We start from the raw sequence: 16,258 nt of genomic DNA on the forward strand, positions 1-16,258 counted from the left end.
AAGAAACTTCAGACCTGGGCGGAGGGATACGAACTGCACTCCTGAGACTTATGGGTAAGAGACAGGACTTTAGTCGTGGGTTCCTGACTCACCGGCCCGATTTTGCCTCGTTTCGCAGTATCGCCATTACGTCGTCAGCGGCGACGGCGGCACGCGATCCGTCACGTCGAGTCGGCGGCGGATGTTCTCGGAGTGGACGGCAACACTGACGACGAGAACACGGCGGAGTAGCGCTACTCTCGAGGCTCCTCGAAGCGCCCGCCGAAGGCGCGTGCGACGACCTCGTTGAGCGCGGGATGGACGTGGATCGTGTCGCGGATGTCCGCGACGGTGCCGCTTCCGGCACGCATGGCGACGCAGACTTCGTGGATCAGCTGTGAGGCGTGGGGTCCGACGACGTGCGTGCCGAGGATCTGGCCGTCCGGTGCGACGAGTACCTTGACGAAGCCGGGCGGGTCGCCCATCGCCGATCCCATCGCGGTGTCGGAGAACTCGTAGCCACCGACGCGGTACTCCCGCGAGTCGGCGCGAAGATCGGCCTCGGTGTAGCCAACACCGGCGACCTGTGGCTCCGCGAAGACCGCGTGGGGCATCGCGGTGTAGTCGATCGGCTCGCGTTCGTCACGGAGCGCGTTCGCGATGACCGTGCTCGCCTCGTGGTTCGCGGCGTGCTTGTACGGATAGCGTCCGACGACGTCGCCGAGCGCCCAGACGTTCTCCGCGCTCGTTTCGAGATAGCGGTTGGTCGCCACGTACCCCTCGTCGGTCGTCTCGATCCCGCCGGCGGCGACGTCGAGTCGATCCGTGTTGGGGACGCGGCCGGTGGCGACGAGCACCCGATCGCCCTCGACGGTCGTCATCTCGTCACCCTCGACGGCGTCGGCGTCGAGTGCGATACCGCCGTCGTCCGCCTCGCGTACCACCGTCGCCTCGAAGCCCGTGCGGACGTCGAAGCGCCGCTCGTACCGATCCGTGAAGTGGCGGGCGACCGCGGGGTCCTCGTCGGGAAGTAGCGCGCCCCGTCGGCCGACGATCGTCACGTCGCTTCCGAAGGTGCCGAAGTAGTGGGCGAGTTCCGCGGCGACGTAGCCCCCGCCGACGATCACGAGATGGTCGGGGGGCGTGTCGGCACGTAGTGCGTCGGTGCTCGTCCAATAGTCCACGTCGTCGATCCCCTCAACGTCCGGGATCGTGGGCCGGGTGCCGGCGGCGACGACGACCTTCTCACCGCGGATCGTCGCGTCGCCAACCTCAATCGTCCGCTCGTCGACGAAGCGGCCGGTGTCGTCGAACAGCGTGTGATGCTCGGAGGCCTCGATCCCGCGGCGGATCGACTCGCTGTCCCGCTCGACGTGCGTGGAGACCGACTCGACCATCCCCGAGAAATCGACGTCCTCGACCGTGGCGTCGATGCCGAACTCGTCGGCGGTGTCGACGCCGCGTTTCACGTCGGCGCGATGAACGAGCATCTTCGAGGGGACACAGCCGCGGGTGAGACACGTCCCGCCGAGCGGGCCCTCCTCGACGATGGCGACGTCCAACTCGTGTCGGGCGGCGACCGAGGCGACGTCCAACCCGGAGCCGGAGCCGACGACGACGAGATCGAAATCCTGCATACGCCACCAGTGGCGTCCCGGCCCGGAATAACTTAGCGGAGGTCGACGACGACGGGGAGGTGATCGGAGGGGTAGCGGCCGTTTGCGTACTGGTCGCTGCAGGCGGCGCGGGCGTCGACCGACCACGCGTCGCTGAGCAGGACGTGGTCGATCGTCCAGTCGTCGTGGAGGCTCCGGTAGTCGTTCCGCGTGGTGTTCGGGCCGTGGTCGTGCGTCGCGGCCGCGCGGGCGTCGCGCAACGACTGCGTGAGGGCGTCGTGGGCGGGGTCGTCGACCTCGCAGTTGAAGTCGCCGAGGACGATCGCCGGGGCGTCGGTCGCGGCGACGCGCGTCCGGACGAGTTCGGCACCGCGCTCGCGGGCCGTCCGCCCCTCGTGATCGAGATGGGTGCAGTAGACGACGAACTGCTCGCCGCTCGCGCGCTCGCGGAGGCGGGCCTGTGTACAGATGCGGGGGTGGACGGCGTCCCAGCCGACGCTGCCGGCGACGGTCGGCGTCTCGGAGAGCCAGAACGTCTCCGCCTCGACGAGCTCAAAGCGCGCCGCGTCGTAGCCAACAGGGACGTACTCGCCGACACCCTCGCTGGCACCGCGCGAGCGCCCGACGAACCGGTAGTCCGCGAGGCGGTCGCGGACGTCCACGAGCTGTCCCGCGAGGAGCTCCTGGAGGCCGAGGACGTCCGGGTCGTGGTAGCGGATCGTCCCCGCGACCGCGTCGCGCCGGTAGGGCCAGCCGTCCTCGCCGTCCTCCGGGGTGTCGACGCGGACGTTGTACGTCATGGCGCGCACGGGATCCATCACCTCGGCGTTCGCGTTCGGCAGGTAAAAAAGGTTGAGACCGGCAGCCGGCGTCGACCCACGCGTTCTTATCGGCTCGTGGCGTACGGCCGTCGATGACGCTCGTCGCGAAACTCCACCTCCACTGTGACGACTTCCCGCTCGTCACGGCAGTCGCGGCCGCCCCCTCGACGACGGTCGACGTGGAGGCGACGATGGCTGAGAGCCCGGAGCGACCGGTGGTGTTCGTGTGGGCGAGCGGCGACTCGCTCGATCGCTTCGCGGACGCGCTCGCGGCGGCCAACGACACCGCGAACGTGGACTGTCTCGACGGCAGTGGCGACCGGCGGTACTATCGGGTCACGCTCGCGCCGTCGCCGTGTTCGATCTACGGGACCGCCCTGGACGTCGGGGCGTCCGTCCTCGACTGCGGGGCGACCGCCGACTATCTGACGTATCGCCTCCGGTTCCCCGATCGTGACGCGCTCGTCGCGTTCCGCGAGGCGCTCCTCGACAACGGCATCGACGTCACGACTCGGTATCTCGGGACGGACGACGGCACGACGGGCGAACCGGTGACGCGAAAGCAGCGCGAGACGCTGTCCGCGGCCGTCGATGCGGGCTACTTTGCGGTCCCACGCGAGGCGACGTTGGCGGACGTCGCGGAGACGCTCGGAGTCTCCCGGCAGGCCGCCTCCGAGCGGTTGCGCCGCGGAATGGAGACGCTCGCGCGCGACGCCACGCGCGACGCGGCGGATACGGACGACGCGAAGTGACGGTCAGCGGCCGAGTCGTGCCCGCGCGCCCGACGCGAGGTGTGTCGTCCCACGCATCATACCCCGAAACACGGCGTAGAGCAGGGCGTATCCCACGCTTAGGACGATCGCGAGCACGGTTCCGATGGCGACGAGCGCGAACGACCCGGCACCGGCGGCGATCGTCAGCCACTCCTCGCGCAGCGTCGGCTGTTCGGGAAGCGACTCGTGGAGGTACGGCGCGAGCGCGTCCGCGGGGCGACGAGCGAGTGTCGCGAGACAGCGGCGTGCGAACGCGACGGGGCCGGGAAGCGACATACGTCCCCGTCCGCGCGGCGCGGACAAAAACGTGCTCACCGCGAACGGCCGGCGCGTCGCCGTGACCGGGCGGTCGCGAGACGCGATCGCGACGGGTGGCTATTTGACGGCGGCGGGCGACGCGGAGGACGTGAACGCGATCGCCACCGCGGACCTCCGGAAAGCCTACGGCGACCTCACGGCGCTTTCGGGGCTGACCCTCGACGTGCCCGCCGGCGAACTGTTCGGCCTCCTCGGGCCGAACGGCGCGGGCAAGAGCACGACCATCCGAATCCTCACCGGCCAGCTCCGCCCCGACGCGGGGTCGGCGTCCGTCCTCGGCATCGACCCCGTCGACGACCCGGTCGGCGTCCGCGAACGCGTCGGTATCCTCCCCGAACAGGAGTCGCCACCGAGTTTCATGACGCCGCGCGAGTACTTCGACTTCGTCGGATCAGTGCGGGACCTCGACGCCGCGGTCGTCGAGGAGCGCGTCGAGACGTGGGCCGACCGGCTCGCCTACGAGGCGAAACTGGACACGATGCACACCGACCTTTCCCGGGGCCAACAACAGAAGGTGATGGTCACCGCGGCATTCCTCCACGATCCCGATCTCGTCTTCATCGACGAGCCGCTGGCGAACCTCGACCCGATCGTTCAGGAGGCCGTGAAACGCTTCCTCCGGGACTATCGGGACGCCGGGAACACCGTCTTCCTCTCGACGCACGACATCGACGTCGCGGCCGAACTCTGCGATCGAGTGGGGATCGTCAACGAGGGGGAGCTGGTGACGACGTGCCGCCCGGCCGAACTGAGCGAGGAGCGACTGCTCGACGTCTTCCTCCGCGAGGTGGGCGGGGCCGGTGTGGACGCGGGCGATACGGAAAGTGCGGGCGGCGCGGGAAGCGTGGACGGCACGGAGAGTGCGGACAGCGAGAGCATGGAGGATACATGAGCGCCGACCGCGCGGTCCTCGCGGCCATGATCCGCGAGGAGTGGCGCTTGCACAGCCGGCTGTTCGGCGGGCGGCGCTTCGCCGCCTTCCCCGTCTTCGTCGCGCTCGTCGGGGGGCTGACCGCGTGGGCGCTCGGGACAACCGGGACGGGCACGGAAACCGTCGTCGCGGGCGCGCACGTCCTCGTCGCGCTGTTCGGCCTCCAAACGGGAACGGTCGGGCTCGTCGGGCGCGACGCGATGCGCGGGCTGCTCGACGATGTCACGCTCGTCGTCTTCAGCGCGCACACGCTCCCGCTCAAACAACGGCGGCTCCTCGGGCTCTTTCTCCTGAAGGACGTCGGCTACTACGCCGTCCTACTCCTCTGCCCGTTGGCCGCCGCGTTCGCCCCGCTGCTCGCGCCCGTCCGCCTCCCGCTGTTGTGGGGGACGCTCGTCTGGACCTTCGGTCTCGGGCTCTGCACGACGGTCGCTGCCGTCGCGCTCGCCACGCGCGGTCGGCCGGGCAAACTCGTCGCCGCGCTCAGCGCGGGTATTGTTGTCGTCGCAGCCCTCGTCGGCGTGCCGGTCGTCACGGCGACACCGTACGCGTTCTTCGTCGCGCCCAGCCTCGCGAGCGCCGTCACGGCCGCCGTCCCGCCGCTCGCCCTCCTCTGTGTCGCCGCGCTCACCTACGATCCGGAGCACGAACCGCCGGCGCGCACGGTCGCGAACGCCTACCGCGCGTGGCAGCGCCGCGTCCCCGCGTGGGACGACCCGGTCTTCATCAAGACGATGCTGGACGTCTCACGCTCCGCCGGCGGCTACTGGAAGGTGCTCCTCTCCGCGGGGATCCTCGTCGCCGTGAGCGCCTTCCTCGTCTCGCTCGCCGAGTCGGTCGTCGGCATCCGCGTCCTCCCGGGCGTCGCGTTCGGGTCCATCCTCGGGCTAACGGCCTTCACGACCTACAACTGGTTGACGCAGTTCGAGGACCCGACAACGTACGCAACGCTCCCGATCGACACCGCAGCGGTCTTCGACGCGAAACGCCGCGCGTTCGCGGTGCTCGGCCTGCCGACCGGGGTCGCGTGCTACGCTGTCGCGGCTCTCTGGCAGGGCGCGGGCCTCCTCGACGCGCTCGCAGGTCTCGCGCTCTGCGTCGGCCTCCACGCCTATCTCTTCGGCCTCACAGTCGCGCTCGCCGGTACCCAGCCGAACGAATTCCTCTTCGACGCCGTGTTGTTCGCGCTCTTCACGCTCGGCGTCGCCGTCCCGCTCGTCCCGATCCTCGTCGTCGGCTTCGTCGCCGCGCCACTGCGTGTGCCGCTGGCGGGTGTACTCATCGCCGTCGGCATCGCGCTCGCGGGCGTCGGCCACGTCCTCTACGGGCGCGCAGTGCCGCGCTGGCGCGAGCGCTCCCGGGCCTGAGCGCCCCCGTCGCCATCCCTAAAGCCACGGCGCTCGTTCCGTCACGTATGAGCGAATCCGAGGAGAGCCTGCCGGAGAGCGAGGACGCGTGGCGCGACCGTCTCGACGACGAGGAGTACCGCGTCCTGCGCGAACAGGGAACGGAGGCGAAGTTCAGCGGCGAATTCATCGGCAAGGACGACGACGGCGTCTATCGCTGTGCGGGGTGTGACGCGGCGCTCTTCGACTCCGGGACGAAGTTCGACGGCGAGGGGTCGGGCTGGCCGAGCTTCGACGACGCCATCGAGGGCAGCATCGAGCGCCGAGAGGACACGAGTCACGGCATGGTTCGGACGGAAGTCATCTGTGCGAACTGTGGCGGCCACCTCGGCCACGTCTTTCAGGACGGCCCGACCGAGACCGGCGAGCGCTACTGTATCAACTCGTGTGCACTCGATTTTGAGGATAACGATACCGACCGCTAGGGAGGTATTGGAACATCGAACGGGGAGCAACGCGACCCGCGAGACCAGCGACAGCGACCGCTAGGGAGCCGTCAAGCAACCGGGAGCGACGGCAACCGATCACTCGAGGCCGACGGGCGGGAGGACGACGCAAGGGACCTCGACGTGCCCGACGAGCGCGCCCGCGGTCCGCCCGAGGCCGTCCTCGGCCCCGGGTCCGGGGTGGTGTGCGCCGATGACGAGTTCGTCGACATCACCGCGGTCGAGCTCTTTCCGAATCTCGTCGATGGCCTCGCCGTCGCGGACGGCGGTCTCGACGGTCGGCGTCGTGAGGCGTGCCGAAGCAACGTTCACCGCGTCGCCCGCGTCCCGCGAGCCGTCTTCGGTGACGCCGACGACGCGGACGGTGTCCTCGGCGTCGAGCCGGGGGCCCAGGTAGTCACAGGCGGCCGCGGTCGTGTGGATGGAGTCGGTCGCGACGAGGAAGCGCGTCATATCGGGTCCTCACTCGCCGATGGGAAAAAGCTACTCGGCGTCGACGTCAGCGTCGGCATTGCCGGTGGCGGCGCGGTATCGCTCGAAGAGGACGCGGGCGCGCTCGCTCTCGCCGGCCTCGGCCTGAACTGTCGAGTCCTCGACGGCCTCGAACTCGCGGTCCTCGTGGCCCGCCCACTCACGGAGCGCCTCGTTTGCGGCCTGTGCGTGCTCCTCCGCGGCCTCGACGACGCCGTCGGCATCGGCCCGCTCGGCGTCGTCGTCCGCGTCAAACGACTCGTCGTAGACGACCGTCCACTCGTCCGCCTCCAAGTCGTAGCCAACTCCTTGGACGGTCCGGTCGCGAACGAGCACGAGCGCGGAGACGAGGCGTTCGTCCTCGCCCGACGCGGTGTGTGCGCTCGCCGGCGCGACCATTCGGAAGGCGTCGCTACGGTGGAGCGCACGTCCCTCGGTGATGGTGAGCGGCCGATTCGGGAATGAGTCCATCGCCATGACTCCGCGGACGGGTCGGAGCCCCAAGAGCGGGCCGATTCGGTCGGGAGACATCGCGGTGAGACGAATCGAGCACCCGACAGTACATCGGACGAGTCGAACGCCGTCGCTCGTGATGTTGCGTCGCGAAAACGTGTGTTTCGTCGTGGCTTAAATGCGCGTGACGTTCGTCGCGCGCGGGCCCTTCTGGGCCGCCTCGATGTCGAACTCGATTTCCTCGCCTTCGGTGAGGTCCGCGCCGCCGACGTCCTCCATGTGGAAGAAGACGTCCTCGTCCGCGTCGTCAGTCTCGATGAATCCGTATCCGCCAGTTTGGTTGAAGAAGTCAACCGTTCCGCGTGCCATTACGGACGGTAATACGCCCGGATCGGAGATAAGGGTTGCGCGACGCCCGACAGCACGGGTGTCAGCGCGTCGGCCTCACTCGTTCGCGCCGGGCGTCGGGTCGAGTTTCACCGTCCGCTCGATGGTGAGCGTCGTCGTCTGGCCGCCGAGTTCGACGGTGAAGTCGCCAGCCTCGACGACGGGGTCGGCCCCACCGGGTACCTCGCCGGGGACGACGGCGAGTGCGGCGAGCGGGAACTCGATCGTCACGCGCTTCGAGCGCCCGGGCGCGAGTTCGACCTTCTCGGAACCGAGGCGCTTGCGACGGGGGTACAGGACCGAGCCGTACGCCTCCGTGTAGAAGGCCTCGGCGAGCGCCGTCCCGGTCCGGTCGCCGGTGTTCGTCACGGTCACGCTCGCCGTCGCCGTGCCCGTACTCGCGGCGTTCGCGATCGAGGGCGGCGAGACGGTGAGGTTCGAGAACGAGAACTCCGTGTAGCTCTGGCCAGCGCCGAACTCGAAGAGCGCGTCCGCGTTGTCCTTCGCGGGGTGGTACTGATTGTAGTAGTTGGGGACCTGCCCGACGCCGTCCGGCCAGCGGAAGGCGAGGCGGCCACCGGGGTCGGCGTCGCCGTAGAGGACGTCCGCGACGGCACCGCCGGCGCTGCCGGGGTAGTACGCCATGGCGAAGGCGTCGAGTTTCGCGAGCGTCTCGCTCGTCCCGCGCGGCCGGCCGGCGACGAGGAGGCCGACGACCGTCGTGTCGAGGTCGGCGACGGCGTCGACGAGTTCGCGCTGGGCGGCCGGGAGCGCGAGTTCGTCGGTGTTGCCGTACCCCTCGGCGTACGGGCCTTCGCCGAGGACGAGGACGACGCGGTCCGCACCCTTCGCGTCCGCGACGATGGCGTCCTTTGTCGCGGCGCTGAGCGACCACTCGTCGTCGCTCCAGCGGTTGAACGTGTAGCCGGTCTCGTGGACGGCGACGTTACCGACGGCACGCGACTGCACGCCGTCGGCGATGGTGGTCGCCCACGGCTTCGCGTCGTCCGCGTGGAGCCCCTGCCAGCCGATCGTCCAGCCGCCACACTGCGTGCGGACGTTATCGACGTTCGGGCCGGCGAGCACGACGTTCTGCGTCGTGGCCAACGGGAGCGCGTCGTCCTCGTTCTTCAGCAACGTGAGCGACTCGTGGACGGCCTCGCGGGCGGCGTCCTTCGCGCCGCCGACGACGTCGGGTGCGCGCGTCGGATCGACGTACGGATCGTCGAGCAGGCCGAGCTTCGCCTTCAGTTCGAGCGAGCGACCGGCGGCCTCGTCGATCCGCGACTTGGGCACGTCGCCGGCCTCGACGAGGTCGACGAGCGCCGTGTAGAACTCCTCGACATGCGCCATGTCGGAGAGCATCGCCATGTCGACGCCGGCGTTGACCCCCTTCTTGACGGCCGTGCGGAGGTCGGGGGCGTACTCGTGCATCTCGACCATCCGATGGAAATCGTTCCAGTCGGAGACGGCGAGCCCCTCGAACCCCATCTGATCGCGTAGAACGTCCGTGAGGAGCCACGACGAGGCGTGTGCGGGGACACCGTTGACGGACCCGCTGTTGATCATCACGGTGAGTGGCTCCTCTTGGAGACCCATGTGGTGGGGAACGAGGTGGTTCTCGACGAGGTCGCGCGTCGAGGTACGCGCGGGACTCCGGTCGTCGCCGTTCTGTGGCTCCGTGTACGCCGCGAAGTGTTTGACGCTCGCAGCGACGCCACCGTGCTCGTCGTCGCCCTCCTGCAGGCCGCGGACGGCCGCCGCCCCGAGTTCACCCGTCAGGTGCGGGTCCTCGGAGAGCGTCTCGTAGAACCGGCCCCAGCGCGGGTCGCGGGCGATCCCGCTCGTCGGCGCGAATCCCCAGTGGGCACCGACCGCGGCCGCGGAGTCGCCGGTGTGTTTCGCCGCGGCCTCCATCAGCTCGGGGTCGCGGGTCGCACCCATCCCGATGTGGTGGGGGAAGGCCGTCGACCCCTCGACGGTGACGTTCCCGTGAACGGTGTCGAGCCCGTAGACGAACGGGATGCCGTTCCCCTCGCCGATCGCGTACTCCTGGAGAGCGTTGACTCCCTTCGCGAGCTCGACCGGATCGCGCGACGGCGGGTAGGCCGACCCGGTGAGCAGCGAGCCGACGTGGTAGTCGGTGAACAGCGACGCGACCTCGCTCGCGTCGACGGTCGAGACGTTCGCTTGGATCATCTGCCCGATCTTCTCCTCGATGCTCAGCTCGGAGAGGATCGCATCGACGTCCGTCCCGACCGGCGCGGGCCGCGAGCCGTCGCCGTACGCCTGCATCTCCTGCGCGCTGACGCCGTCGGCCCCGGTAGCGAGCGCGGCCGCACCGAGCGCGCCGGTCGCTTGGAGGAACCGCCGCCGTGAGTGACCGCTTCGTTCTGACATGTACGTCGTGAACTGCCCATACCTACTGTAAAAACATTACTATCTTTATTTACAACGATAGTGAATGATTAGGGTGGTCGGTCCCATATCGCCGTCGGCCCGCCGCGCTTCGGTCCCCAATACGGCTGTACAACGAAACGACGGCAGACCGTGTGATTCGGAGGAGAACGTCGGTGTCGCGGACCGCTGTGAGGCGCTACCGACGTCGCAGGAGAAAGACGACAGCGAGCGCGAACGCTCCGACGGCGACGGGGAAACCGAAGCCGGGTGACGAGCCGGCGGAGGTCCCTGCAGTGTTCTCTGTCTCGGCGAGCGACGGCCGGATGTCGGTCACCGCTGCGACGTCCGGTCCGTTCACGATCGTCACCGTCTCGTTCGCCTGAACGACGCGATACGCGCCCTGATAGCCGTCCTGCGTCGAGACGACCCACGTACCGTTCTTTCGGGTCGCACCGTGGGCCTTGAGCGCCGCGACGTACCCGCTCGCGAAGTCGCTCGCGTCCGCGCTCGTCTCCCACGCGGTCTTCCAGACGAAGCCGTTGGCGTCACCGTTCCGATAGGGGAGGACCACACCGTCCGCCCAGCCCGTCGACGCCGGCGCGGCGTAGCGGATCGTCCGATAGCCGTCGTCCACGCTGATGTCCGTCGGCACGACGCCCGCGTCGTATCGCGCGCTCTGCCACCAGAGCCCCATGAAGATCGAGGCCTCGCCGAGCGTATCCGTCCCCGTCCCGTTCGCGCCGACGCCCGAGAACGTCCGCCACCCGTTCGTCGCGGCGTCCCGATCGACGGACACGTTCGCCGCCGAGGGTGCCTCGCCGTGGATGATCTCGGTCGTCGTCGCCGGCGGGTGACGCCACGCGGCGTCGACGGCGTCCCAGCCGCCGCGCTCGATCAGCTCGTGAACGTATCCCGGCCCGCTCGCGTACGGGAAGTAGAGCGTGTACTGAAGGCTCGCCGGGGGCGACGGGCTGGAGGCACTCGACGATTCGCTGCTCGACGAAGGCGTGGCGACGCACTGCCACGTCCCGTTCGTACAGCGCTCACTGTATCGGTTCTGGACGTATCGGGCCTCGCCCTCGACGAGCGCGCTCGTCGCGAGCTGTGTGTCCTGTGTTTCGCCGCCGTACATCGGATCGCTCAGGTCGTAGTACTGATCCTGGAGGGCGTGTGTCAGCTCGTGGGCGAGCGTTGACCGGTCGATATAGGCTTGTTTCCCCGACGGGACGATGATCTCGATGGCGTCGTCGCTCGGGGAGTAGAATCCCTGTACGCTATTCGAGTAGTACGACGACATCGCCGCGGAGAGGTTAGTGTTCGAGCCGACGATGAGCGCGGCCCTCCACACCTGCTGGTTCCACCGCGAGTACGTCGTGTTCACCGATCCGCTCGACTGGTTCGCGCGATACGCGGCGCGCGACATGACGTGTACCGGAACCGGGTCCTCGAAATCGTGCCCACGAAGGCGCTCAACGCGCGCCATCGTTCGCCGGACGTACGCATATATCTCCGCGTCGCTCAGCCCATCCGACTGATCGACCCGTATCGACGCGTCGTATGCGTAGCCGTCGACGTAGCCGATGGACCGGTTCGGTTCGGCCGTTTCGGCGGCTTGTGCGGGTATCGGGGCGGCGCTCGCCTCGGCCCGCTCGACGCTCGACGCATCAGCCGTCGTCGCGCCCACCGTCGCTGCGCTTGCCGTCGCCGCGCTCGACGCGACGAGGAGGACGACGAGGAAGAGCGTTCGGAATCGTGTGCGCATCCACCGATGCTTGGCACGGGACGGCAAAACCGCTGTGGGTTGTCCGAAAGGCAGGGAAACACGCACGGCGAAAGCGTGGGTAGCTCAGTCAGATCCGGGTTTCACGACGCGGTTACACGACCGGCATTCGGCGTACGCGGCCTCGCCGTCGTCGTCCTCGTACTCGATGAGCACTGCGGTCGCGGGGATGTCGGCCCCGCACTCCGGGCAACGCCCCAGCACTCCGTCGGTACCGTCGGCGTCGGTCATTCGCTCGTTAGGTATCACTCACCGAACGGCCATAACTGTTCGGCGAGGGGAGTGGCCCGCCGCATCGCTCGGCCGGCACGACGCCGCTGCCGGACCCGGGCGTGCGTTGGACAACGTCTTCCGTACCGGTCGCGTGCCGTCGGCTATGGACGGCGTGCAGAGAGTCGAGACGGAGGCGGCGTTCCGAGAGGCGATCGCGGTCAGGTACGCCGTTTTCGTGGACGAACAGGGCGTCTCGGCGTCGATTGAGGTGGACGATCACGAGGACGAGGCGACGCATTTCCTCGCTCGGGCCGACGGGCGGGCCGTCGGGACCGCACGCTACCGAACGGCCGAATCCGGCGCGGCGAAAGTCGAACGTGTCGCCGTCCGCGCCGCCCACCGCGGAGAGGGCTGGGGCGCGCGATTGATGGACGCGGTCGAGGCGGACGCACGCGAAACCGGACACGACCGCGCGGTCCTCCACGCACAGACGAGCGCCGCGGACTTCTACGCCGCACGCGGCTACGAGCGCGTCGGCGACGTCTTCGACGAAGCCGGTATCCCGCATATCGCGATGGAGCGCACGATCGACAAATAGCGTACCACACGAAACGGTCGCCGGTAGGGGCGAGCCGCCACGCCTACGGTCGCCCCGCGCCGTGGATCGCGTATGCCAGACCCCGACACCCACCGGGGCCGTATCGATCCCGGCCACGCCGCCAAGACGGTCACTACCTTCCTCCGCGACACGCTCGCCGAGACCGGAGCGAGCGGCTACGTCGTCGGCGTCAGCGGCGGGCTCGACTCCGCCGTCGGGCTCCGCCTCGCGGTCGATGCTGTCGGCCCCGAGCGCGTGCGCGGGCTCGTCCTCCCCGGTGCGCCGAGCGACCCCGCGAACATGCGCGATGCCCGCGAGCTCTGCGAGTCGCTCGGCATCGACTGGGCCGAGGAGTCCATCGAGTCGCAGGTCGCCGCCGTCCGCGAAGGGGATGTCGACCTCGACGAGCGCGACGTCGGCAACGTCCGCGCCCGCGCCCGGATGGTCCGTCTCTACGCCGCCGCGAACGCCCGCGGCCTGCTCGTCCTCGGGCCCGACAATCGCTCCGAGCACCTGTTGGGTTACTTCACGAAGGGCGGCGACGGCGTGGTGGACGTCGCGCCGCTATGCGACCTCTACAAGACGGAGGTCGTCGCGCTCGCGGAGCAGCTCGCCCTCGATCCGCGCTTCGTCGAGAAGGAGCCGACCGCGGGGCTCTGGGCGGGGCAGACGGATCGCGAGGAGCTCGGTGCGCCATACCGGGAGATCGACCCCGTGCTCCGTTGTGTGGTGGACGACGGCCTCAGTGTCGAGGCGACCACCGCGCGCGTCGAGGCCGACCGGGGGACGGTCGAACGCCTCGCGGACCTGCACGAGTCGAGCGCGCACAAACGCCGCGCCGCACCGACGCCGGGGCTCCGGTGAGAGGGACAGCCCTAAGACCGGACGCGTCCTGCACGCGAGTATGGACGACGAGCGCAGACGCGTCCTCGACCTCCTGTGCGAGGACGCCCGGTACACCGCGGAGGACGTCGCCCGACAGCTCGACCTCACCCCCGAGGCGGTCGAGGCACACGTCGAGGCACTGGAGAACGCGGGCGTCGTGCGCGGCTACACCGCCGTCGTGGACTGGGCGGCGCTCGACGACGGGATCGTCGAGGCGAAAGTCGAGCTGAACGTCGAGCTCGACCGCGAAACGGGGTACGAGGACATCTCACGGCGGATCGCCAAATTCCCCGAGGTGACGGCGTTCCAGCTCGTCAGCGGCGACTACGACTTCGCGCTCGAAGTGCGCGCGGACACGATGAACGAGGTGTCGCGCTTCGTCTCCGAAGAGATCGCCCCGATCCCCGAGGTCACGCAGACGGTGACACACTACGTCATGGAGACGTACAAGGCCGACGGGATCGAATTCGACGACGGCGAGTCGGACGATCGGCTCTCGTACTCCCCATGAGCAGGCTCTCCGAGCGCGCGGAGCGGACGCCACCCTCGGGCATCCGGCGGTTCTTCGAGATCGCCGAGGAGATGGACGACGTCGTCTCGCTCGGCGTCGGCGAACCCGACTTCAGCGCGCCGTGGCCCGCCCGGAAGGCTGCCATCGACGCCCTCGAACGCGGGCAGACCTCCTACACGTCGAATCGCGGCCGCGCGGACCTCCGCGAGGCGATCGCGGATCACGTCACGCGCTACGGCCACGAGTACGACGCGGACGAGGAGATCCTCGTCACGACGGGCGTGAGCGAGGCGATGGACCTCGCGATGCGCGCGCTCGTCGACCCCGGCGATGTCGTCGCGGTCGCCGAACCCGCGTACATCTCCTACGGACCCGACGCGTCCTTCGCCGGCGGCGAGGTGCTCGGCGTCCCGACTGAGGCGAGCGAGGAGTTCCGCCTCACGTACGACGCCCTCGAACGTGCCGGCGCGGAGCGCGCGGACCTCCTCGTGCTCTGCTATCCGAACAACCCGACGGGCGCGGTGATGGACGCCGCAGGGCTCGCGGAGGTTGCCGAGTTCGCACGCGAACACGATCTGTTCGTCCTCTCCGATGAAGTGTACGCCGCGCTCACCTACGAGGGCGACCACGACAGCATCGCCACCCAACCCGGGATGCGCGAGCGCACCGTCGTCTTCAACGGCTTCTCGAAGGCGTACGCGATGACCGGCCTCCGCCTCGGCTACGCGATGGGCCCCCCCGAGGTCATCGACGGGATGAACCGCATCCACCAGTACACGATGCTCTCCGCGCCGACGACGGCACAGGCCGCGGCGATTGAGGCCCTCCGCTCCTGTGACGACGCCGTCGACGATATGCGCGAGCAGTACGACCGTCGTCGGCGCTTCGTGCTCTCGCGCTTTCGCGAGATGGGGCTGGAGTGCTTCGAGGCGCGCGGGGCGTTCTACGTCTTCCCCTCCGTGCCGGGCGACGACGAGGCCTTCGCCGAGGACCTCCTCCGCGAGGCCGAAGTCGCCGTCGTCCCCGGCTCCGTGTTCGGGGAGGGCGGAGAGGGCCACGTCCGCGTATCGTACGCGCGCTCGCTCCCGGAACTCCGCGAGGCGACCAATCGGATCGAGGACTACCTCGCCGCACACCGATGAGCACCGCGGAGACGGACATCCTCGACGCGATGACCGACGCGCTCGCCACCGCCGACACCGCGGTCGCGTTCACCGGTGCGGGCGTCAGTACCGCCTCCGGAATCCCGTCCTTCCGCGGGGCGGGCGGCGTCTGGAACGACGAGTACGACCCGGGCGACTTCCGCCTCGATCGGTTCGAACGCGACCCCGCGGGGTTCTGGGCGGATCGGGTCGACCTCCACGAAACGATGTACGCGAGTACCGTCGCGCCGAGTGACGCGAGAGGCGACGAAGCGGCGAGCGCGAGCGACGCGGGGGAGCGAGACGCGAGTACCGTCGCGCCGAACGCCGCCCACGACGCGCTCGCGACGCTAGAGGACGCGGGCGTCCTCGATGCCGTGATCACGCAGAACGTCGACGGGCTCCACGCCGCCGCCGAGACCGAGACGCTCCTCGAAATCCACGGCAACGCTCGGCGTTCCGTCTGTGTCGACTGCGGGGCGACGACGCCCACGAGCGACGTGTGCGAGCGGGTGCGTGACGGCGAAACGCCGCCGCGCTGTGGATGTGGTGGCTTCCTGAAGCCGGACGTCGTGCTGTTCGGCGAACGGCTACCCGAGATCTTCCGTGACGCGCGCCGGCTCGCCCGGGACGCCGACGCCTTCCTCGTCGCGGGGTCGTCGCTCACCGTCGAACCAGCGGCGTCGCTCCCCGAGACGGCCGCACGCGGGGGCGACCTCTGTATCGTGAACTACGACGAGACGCCGCACGACGACGCCGCGACGGCGGTCAGCCGAAGCGACGTCACGGACGTCCTCCCGGCGCTCGGCGATCGACTCTCTTAGAACTCGTACTCGTCGCCGAGCGAGCGCTCGCTCGTTTCGCGCATCTCCGCCCCGAACTCCTCCATCTCGGTCTCCTCGTCGCTTCCGGAGGAGATGTCGTAGACGTTCAGTCCCGTCGAGAGCAGTTCCTCGACCGCTTCCTTCCGGTTGAGGAACTCGCCCTCGTTGACGAGGCGGTCGATCTCGACTTCGAGGTCGCTCGGGAGATCAACTTCGGCGGTGGGCACAGTACCGGCCCTTTCCGCGCACGACGTTTCAACCCTGCGGCCCCGACACGCCGCGGAACCGGTCGATACCTAAGCGT

The 16,258-nt window shown here is 69.1% G+C and carries 19 protein-coding genes; 9 read left to right on the forward strand and 10 right to left on the reverse strand.

The annotated features are described in order from the left end of the window. Nucleotides 1-233 precede the first annotated feature (233 nt). Both ABDZ36_RS00225 and ABDZ36_RS00230 read right to left on the reverse strand, forming a co-directional pair. A complete protein-coding gene (locus tag ABDZ36_RS00225) occupies nucleotides 234-1,616 on the reverse strand; it encodes a dihydrolipoyl dehydrogenase (protein ID WP_211313309.1) in 1,383 nt (460 codons plus the stop codon). A 32-nt stretch (nucleotides 1,617-1,648) separates the two neighbouring features. Further along, nucleotides 1,649-2,413: an endonuclease/exonuclease/phosphatase family protein gene (locus ABDZ36_RS00230; RefSeq protein WP_211313310.1), complete on the reverse strand. Its 765-nt coding sequence runs from the start codon at nucleotides 2,411-2,413 to the stop codon at nucleotides 1,649-1,651. Nucleotides 2,414-2,508: 95 nt separating this feature from the next. Here ABDZ36_RS00230 and ABDZ36_RS00235 point away from each other — a divergent pair, with 95 nt between their 5' ends. Next, complete coding sequence (locus ABDZ36_RS00235; RefSeq protein WP_211313311.1) at nucleotides 2,509-3,168, forward strand: helix-turn-helix domain-containing protein; 660 nt, start codon at nucleotides 2,509-2,511, stop codon at nucleotides 3,166-3,168. A 3-nt stretch (nucleotides 3,169-3,171) separates the two neighbouring features. Here the strand turns inward: ABDZ36_RS00235 and ABDZ36_RS00240 are convergent, their stop codons facing one another. Beyond that, the gene (locus ABDZ36_RS00240) at nucleotides 3,172-3,465 is read right to left on the reverse strand and encodes a hypothetical protein (protein WP_211313312.1); all 294 of its coding nucleotides are present in this window, start codon (nucleotides 3,463-3,465) and stop codon (nucleotides 3,172-3,174) included. Nucleotides 3,466-3,595: 130 nt separating this feature from the next. Between ABDZ36_RS00240 and ABDZ36_RS00245 the strand changes: the two genes are divergently transcribed. Genes ABDZ36_RS00245 through msrB form a run of 3 tightly spaced genes read left to right on the forward strand, consistent with a single transcriptional unit; the run spans nucleotide 3,596 to nucleotide 6,269 of the window. After that, nucleotides 3,596-4,399, forward strand: a complete 804-nt coding sequence (locus ABDZ36_RS00245) for an ABC transporter ATP-binding protein (RefSeq protein WP_211313341.1) — start codon at nucleotides 3,596-3,598, stop codon at nucleotides 4,397-4,399. Next, the gene (locus ABDZ36_RS00250; protein ID WP_211313313.1) at nucleotides 4,396-5,805 is read left to right on the forward strand and encodes a hypothetical protein; all 1,410 of its coding nucleotides are present in this window, start codon (nucleotides 4,396-4,398) and stop codon (nucleotides 5,803-5,805) included. The genes ABDZ36_RS00245 and ABDZ36_RS00250 overlap by 4 nt, the downstream gene beginning before the upstream one ends. 47 nt (nucleotides 5,806-5,852) lie before the next feature. Then, nucleotides 5,853-6,269, forward strand: coding sequence for a peptide-methionine (R)-S-oxide reductase MsrB (msrB, locus tag ABDZ36_RS00255; RefSeq protein WP_211313314.1), 417 nt, complete (start codon nucleotides 5,853-5,855; stop codon nucleotides 6,267-6,269). Between the two features lie 99 nt (nucleotides 6,270-6,368). On the opposite strand, the gene ABDZ36_RS00260 is transcribed toward msrB, so the two are convergent. The 6 genes from ABDZ36_RS00260 to ABDZ36_RS00285 all read right to left on the reverse strand — a co-directional run bounded on the left by ABDZ36_RS00260 (nucleotide 6,369) and on the right by ABDZ36_RS00285 (nucleotide 12,012). Further along, nucleotides 6,369-6,743: a universal stress protein gene (locus ABDZ36_RS00260; protein WP_211313315.1), complete on the reverse strand. Its 375-nt coding sequence runs from the start codon at nucleotides 6,741-6,743 to the stop codon at nucleotides 6,369-6,371. A 30-nt stretch (nucleotides 6,744-6,773) separates the two neighbouring features. Next, complete coding sequence (locus ABDZ36_RS00265) at nucleotides 6,774-7,238, reverse strand: DUF7964 domain-containing protein (RefSeq protein ID WP_211313316.1); 465 nt, start codon at nucleotides 7,236-7,238, stop codon at nucleotides 6,774-6,776. A gap of 150 nt (nucleotides 7,239-7,388) precedes the next feature. Continuing rightward, a complete protein-coding gene (locus ABDZ36_RS00270; RefSeq protein ID WP_211313317.1) occupies nucleotides 7,389-7,583 on the reverse strand; it encodes a cold-shock protein in 195 nt (64 codons plus the stop codon). A 75-nt stretch (nucleotides 7,584-7,658) separates the two neighbouring features. Next, entirely contained in the window at nucleotides 7,659-10,001 is a 2,343-nt protein-coding gene (locus ABDZ36_RS00275) for a beta-glucosidase (RefSeq protein WP_211313318.1), read from the reverse strand. A 196-nt stretch (nucleotides 10,002-10,197) separates the two neighbouring features. Then, nucleotides 10,198-11,763, reverse strand: coding sequence for an Hvo_1808 family surface protein (locus tag ABDZ36_RS00280; RefSeq protein ID WP_211313319.1), 1,566 nt, complete (start codon nucleotides 11,761-11,763; stop codon nucleotides 10,198-10,200). An 84-nt stretch (nucleotides 11,764-11,847) separates the two neighbouring features. Further along, complete coding sequence (locus tag ABDZ36_RS00285; RefSeq protein ID WP_211313320.1) at nucleotides 11,848-12,012, reverse strand: DUF7837 family putative zinc-binding protein; 165 nt, start codon at nucleotides 12,010-12,012, stop codon at nucleotides 11,848-11,850. Between the two features lie 145 nt (nucleotides 12,013-12,157). Between ABDZ36_RS00285 and ABDZ36_RS00290 the strand changes: the two genes are divergently transcribed. The 5 genes from ABDZ36_RS00290 to ABDZ36_RS00310 all read left to right on the forward strand — a co-directional run bounded on the left by ABDZ36_RS00290 (nucleotide 12,158) and on the right by ABDZ36_RS00310 (nucleotide 15,954). After that, entirely contained in the window at nucleotides 12,158-12,592 is a 435-nt protein-coding gene (locus ABDZ36_RS00290; RefSeq protein ID WP_211313321.1) for a GNAT family N-acetyltransferase, read from the forward strand. A gap of 72 nt (nucleotides 12,593-12,664) precedes the next feature. After that, entirely contained in the window at nucleotides 12,665-13,456 is a 792-nt protein-coding gene (locus ABDZ36_RS00295; RefSeq protein ID WP_211313322.1) for an NAD+ synthase, read from the forward strand. A 40-nt stretch (nucleotides 13,457-13,496) separates the two neighbouring features. Then, nucleotides 13,497-13,988, forward strand: coding sequence for an Lrp/AsnC family transcriptional regulator (locus ABDZ36_RS00300; RefSeq protein ID WP_211313323.1), 492 nt, complete (start codon nucleotides 13,497-13,499; stop codon nucleotides 13,986-13,988). Beyond that, nucleotides 13,985-15,130 (forward strand): pyridoxal phosphate-dependent aminotransferase, encoded by a 1,146-nt coding sequence (locus ABDZ36_RS00305; RefSeq protein WP_211313324.1) that lies wholly within the window; start codon nucleotides 13,985-13,987, stop codon nucleotides 15,128-15,130. The genes ABDZ36_RS00300 and ABDZ36_RS00305 overlap by 4 nt, the downstream gene beginning before the upstream one ends. Then, on the forward strand, nucleotides 15,127-15,954 hold the full coding sequence (locus tag ABDZ36_RS00310; RefSeq protein WP_211313325.1) for an SIR2 family NAD-dependent protein deacylase: 828 nt from the start codon (nucleotides 15,127-15,129) through the stop codon (nucleotides 15,952-15,954). The genes ABDZ36_RS00305 and ABDZ36_RS00310 overlap by 4 nt, the downstream gene beginning before the upstream one ends. On the opposite strand, the gene ABDZ36_RS00315 is transcribed toward ABDZ36_RS00310, so the two are convergent. Beyond that, nucleotides 15,951-16,181, reverse strand: a complete 231-nt coding sequence (locus tag ABDZ36_RS00315) for a DUF7120 family protein (protein ID WP_211313326.1) — start codon at nucleotides 16,179-16,181, stop codon at nucleotides 15,951-15,953. The two genes, ABDZ36_RS00310 and ABDZ36_RS00315, sit on opposite strands and share 4 nt — an antisense overlap. Between the last annotated feature and the right edge of the window lie 77 nt (nucleotides 16,182-16,258).

This window comes from Halarchaeum salinum, assembly GCF_039520965.1.
Classification (GTDB): Archaea; Halobacteriota; Halobacteria; order Halobacteriales; family Halobacteriaceae; genus Halarchaeum; species Halarchaeum salinum.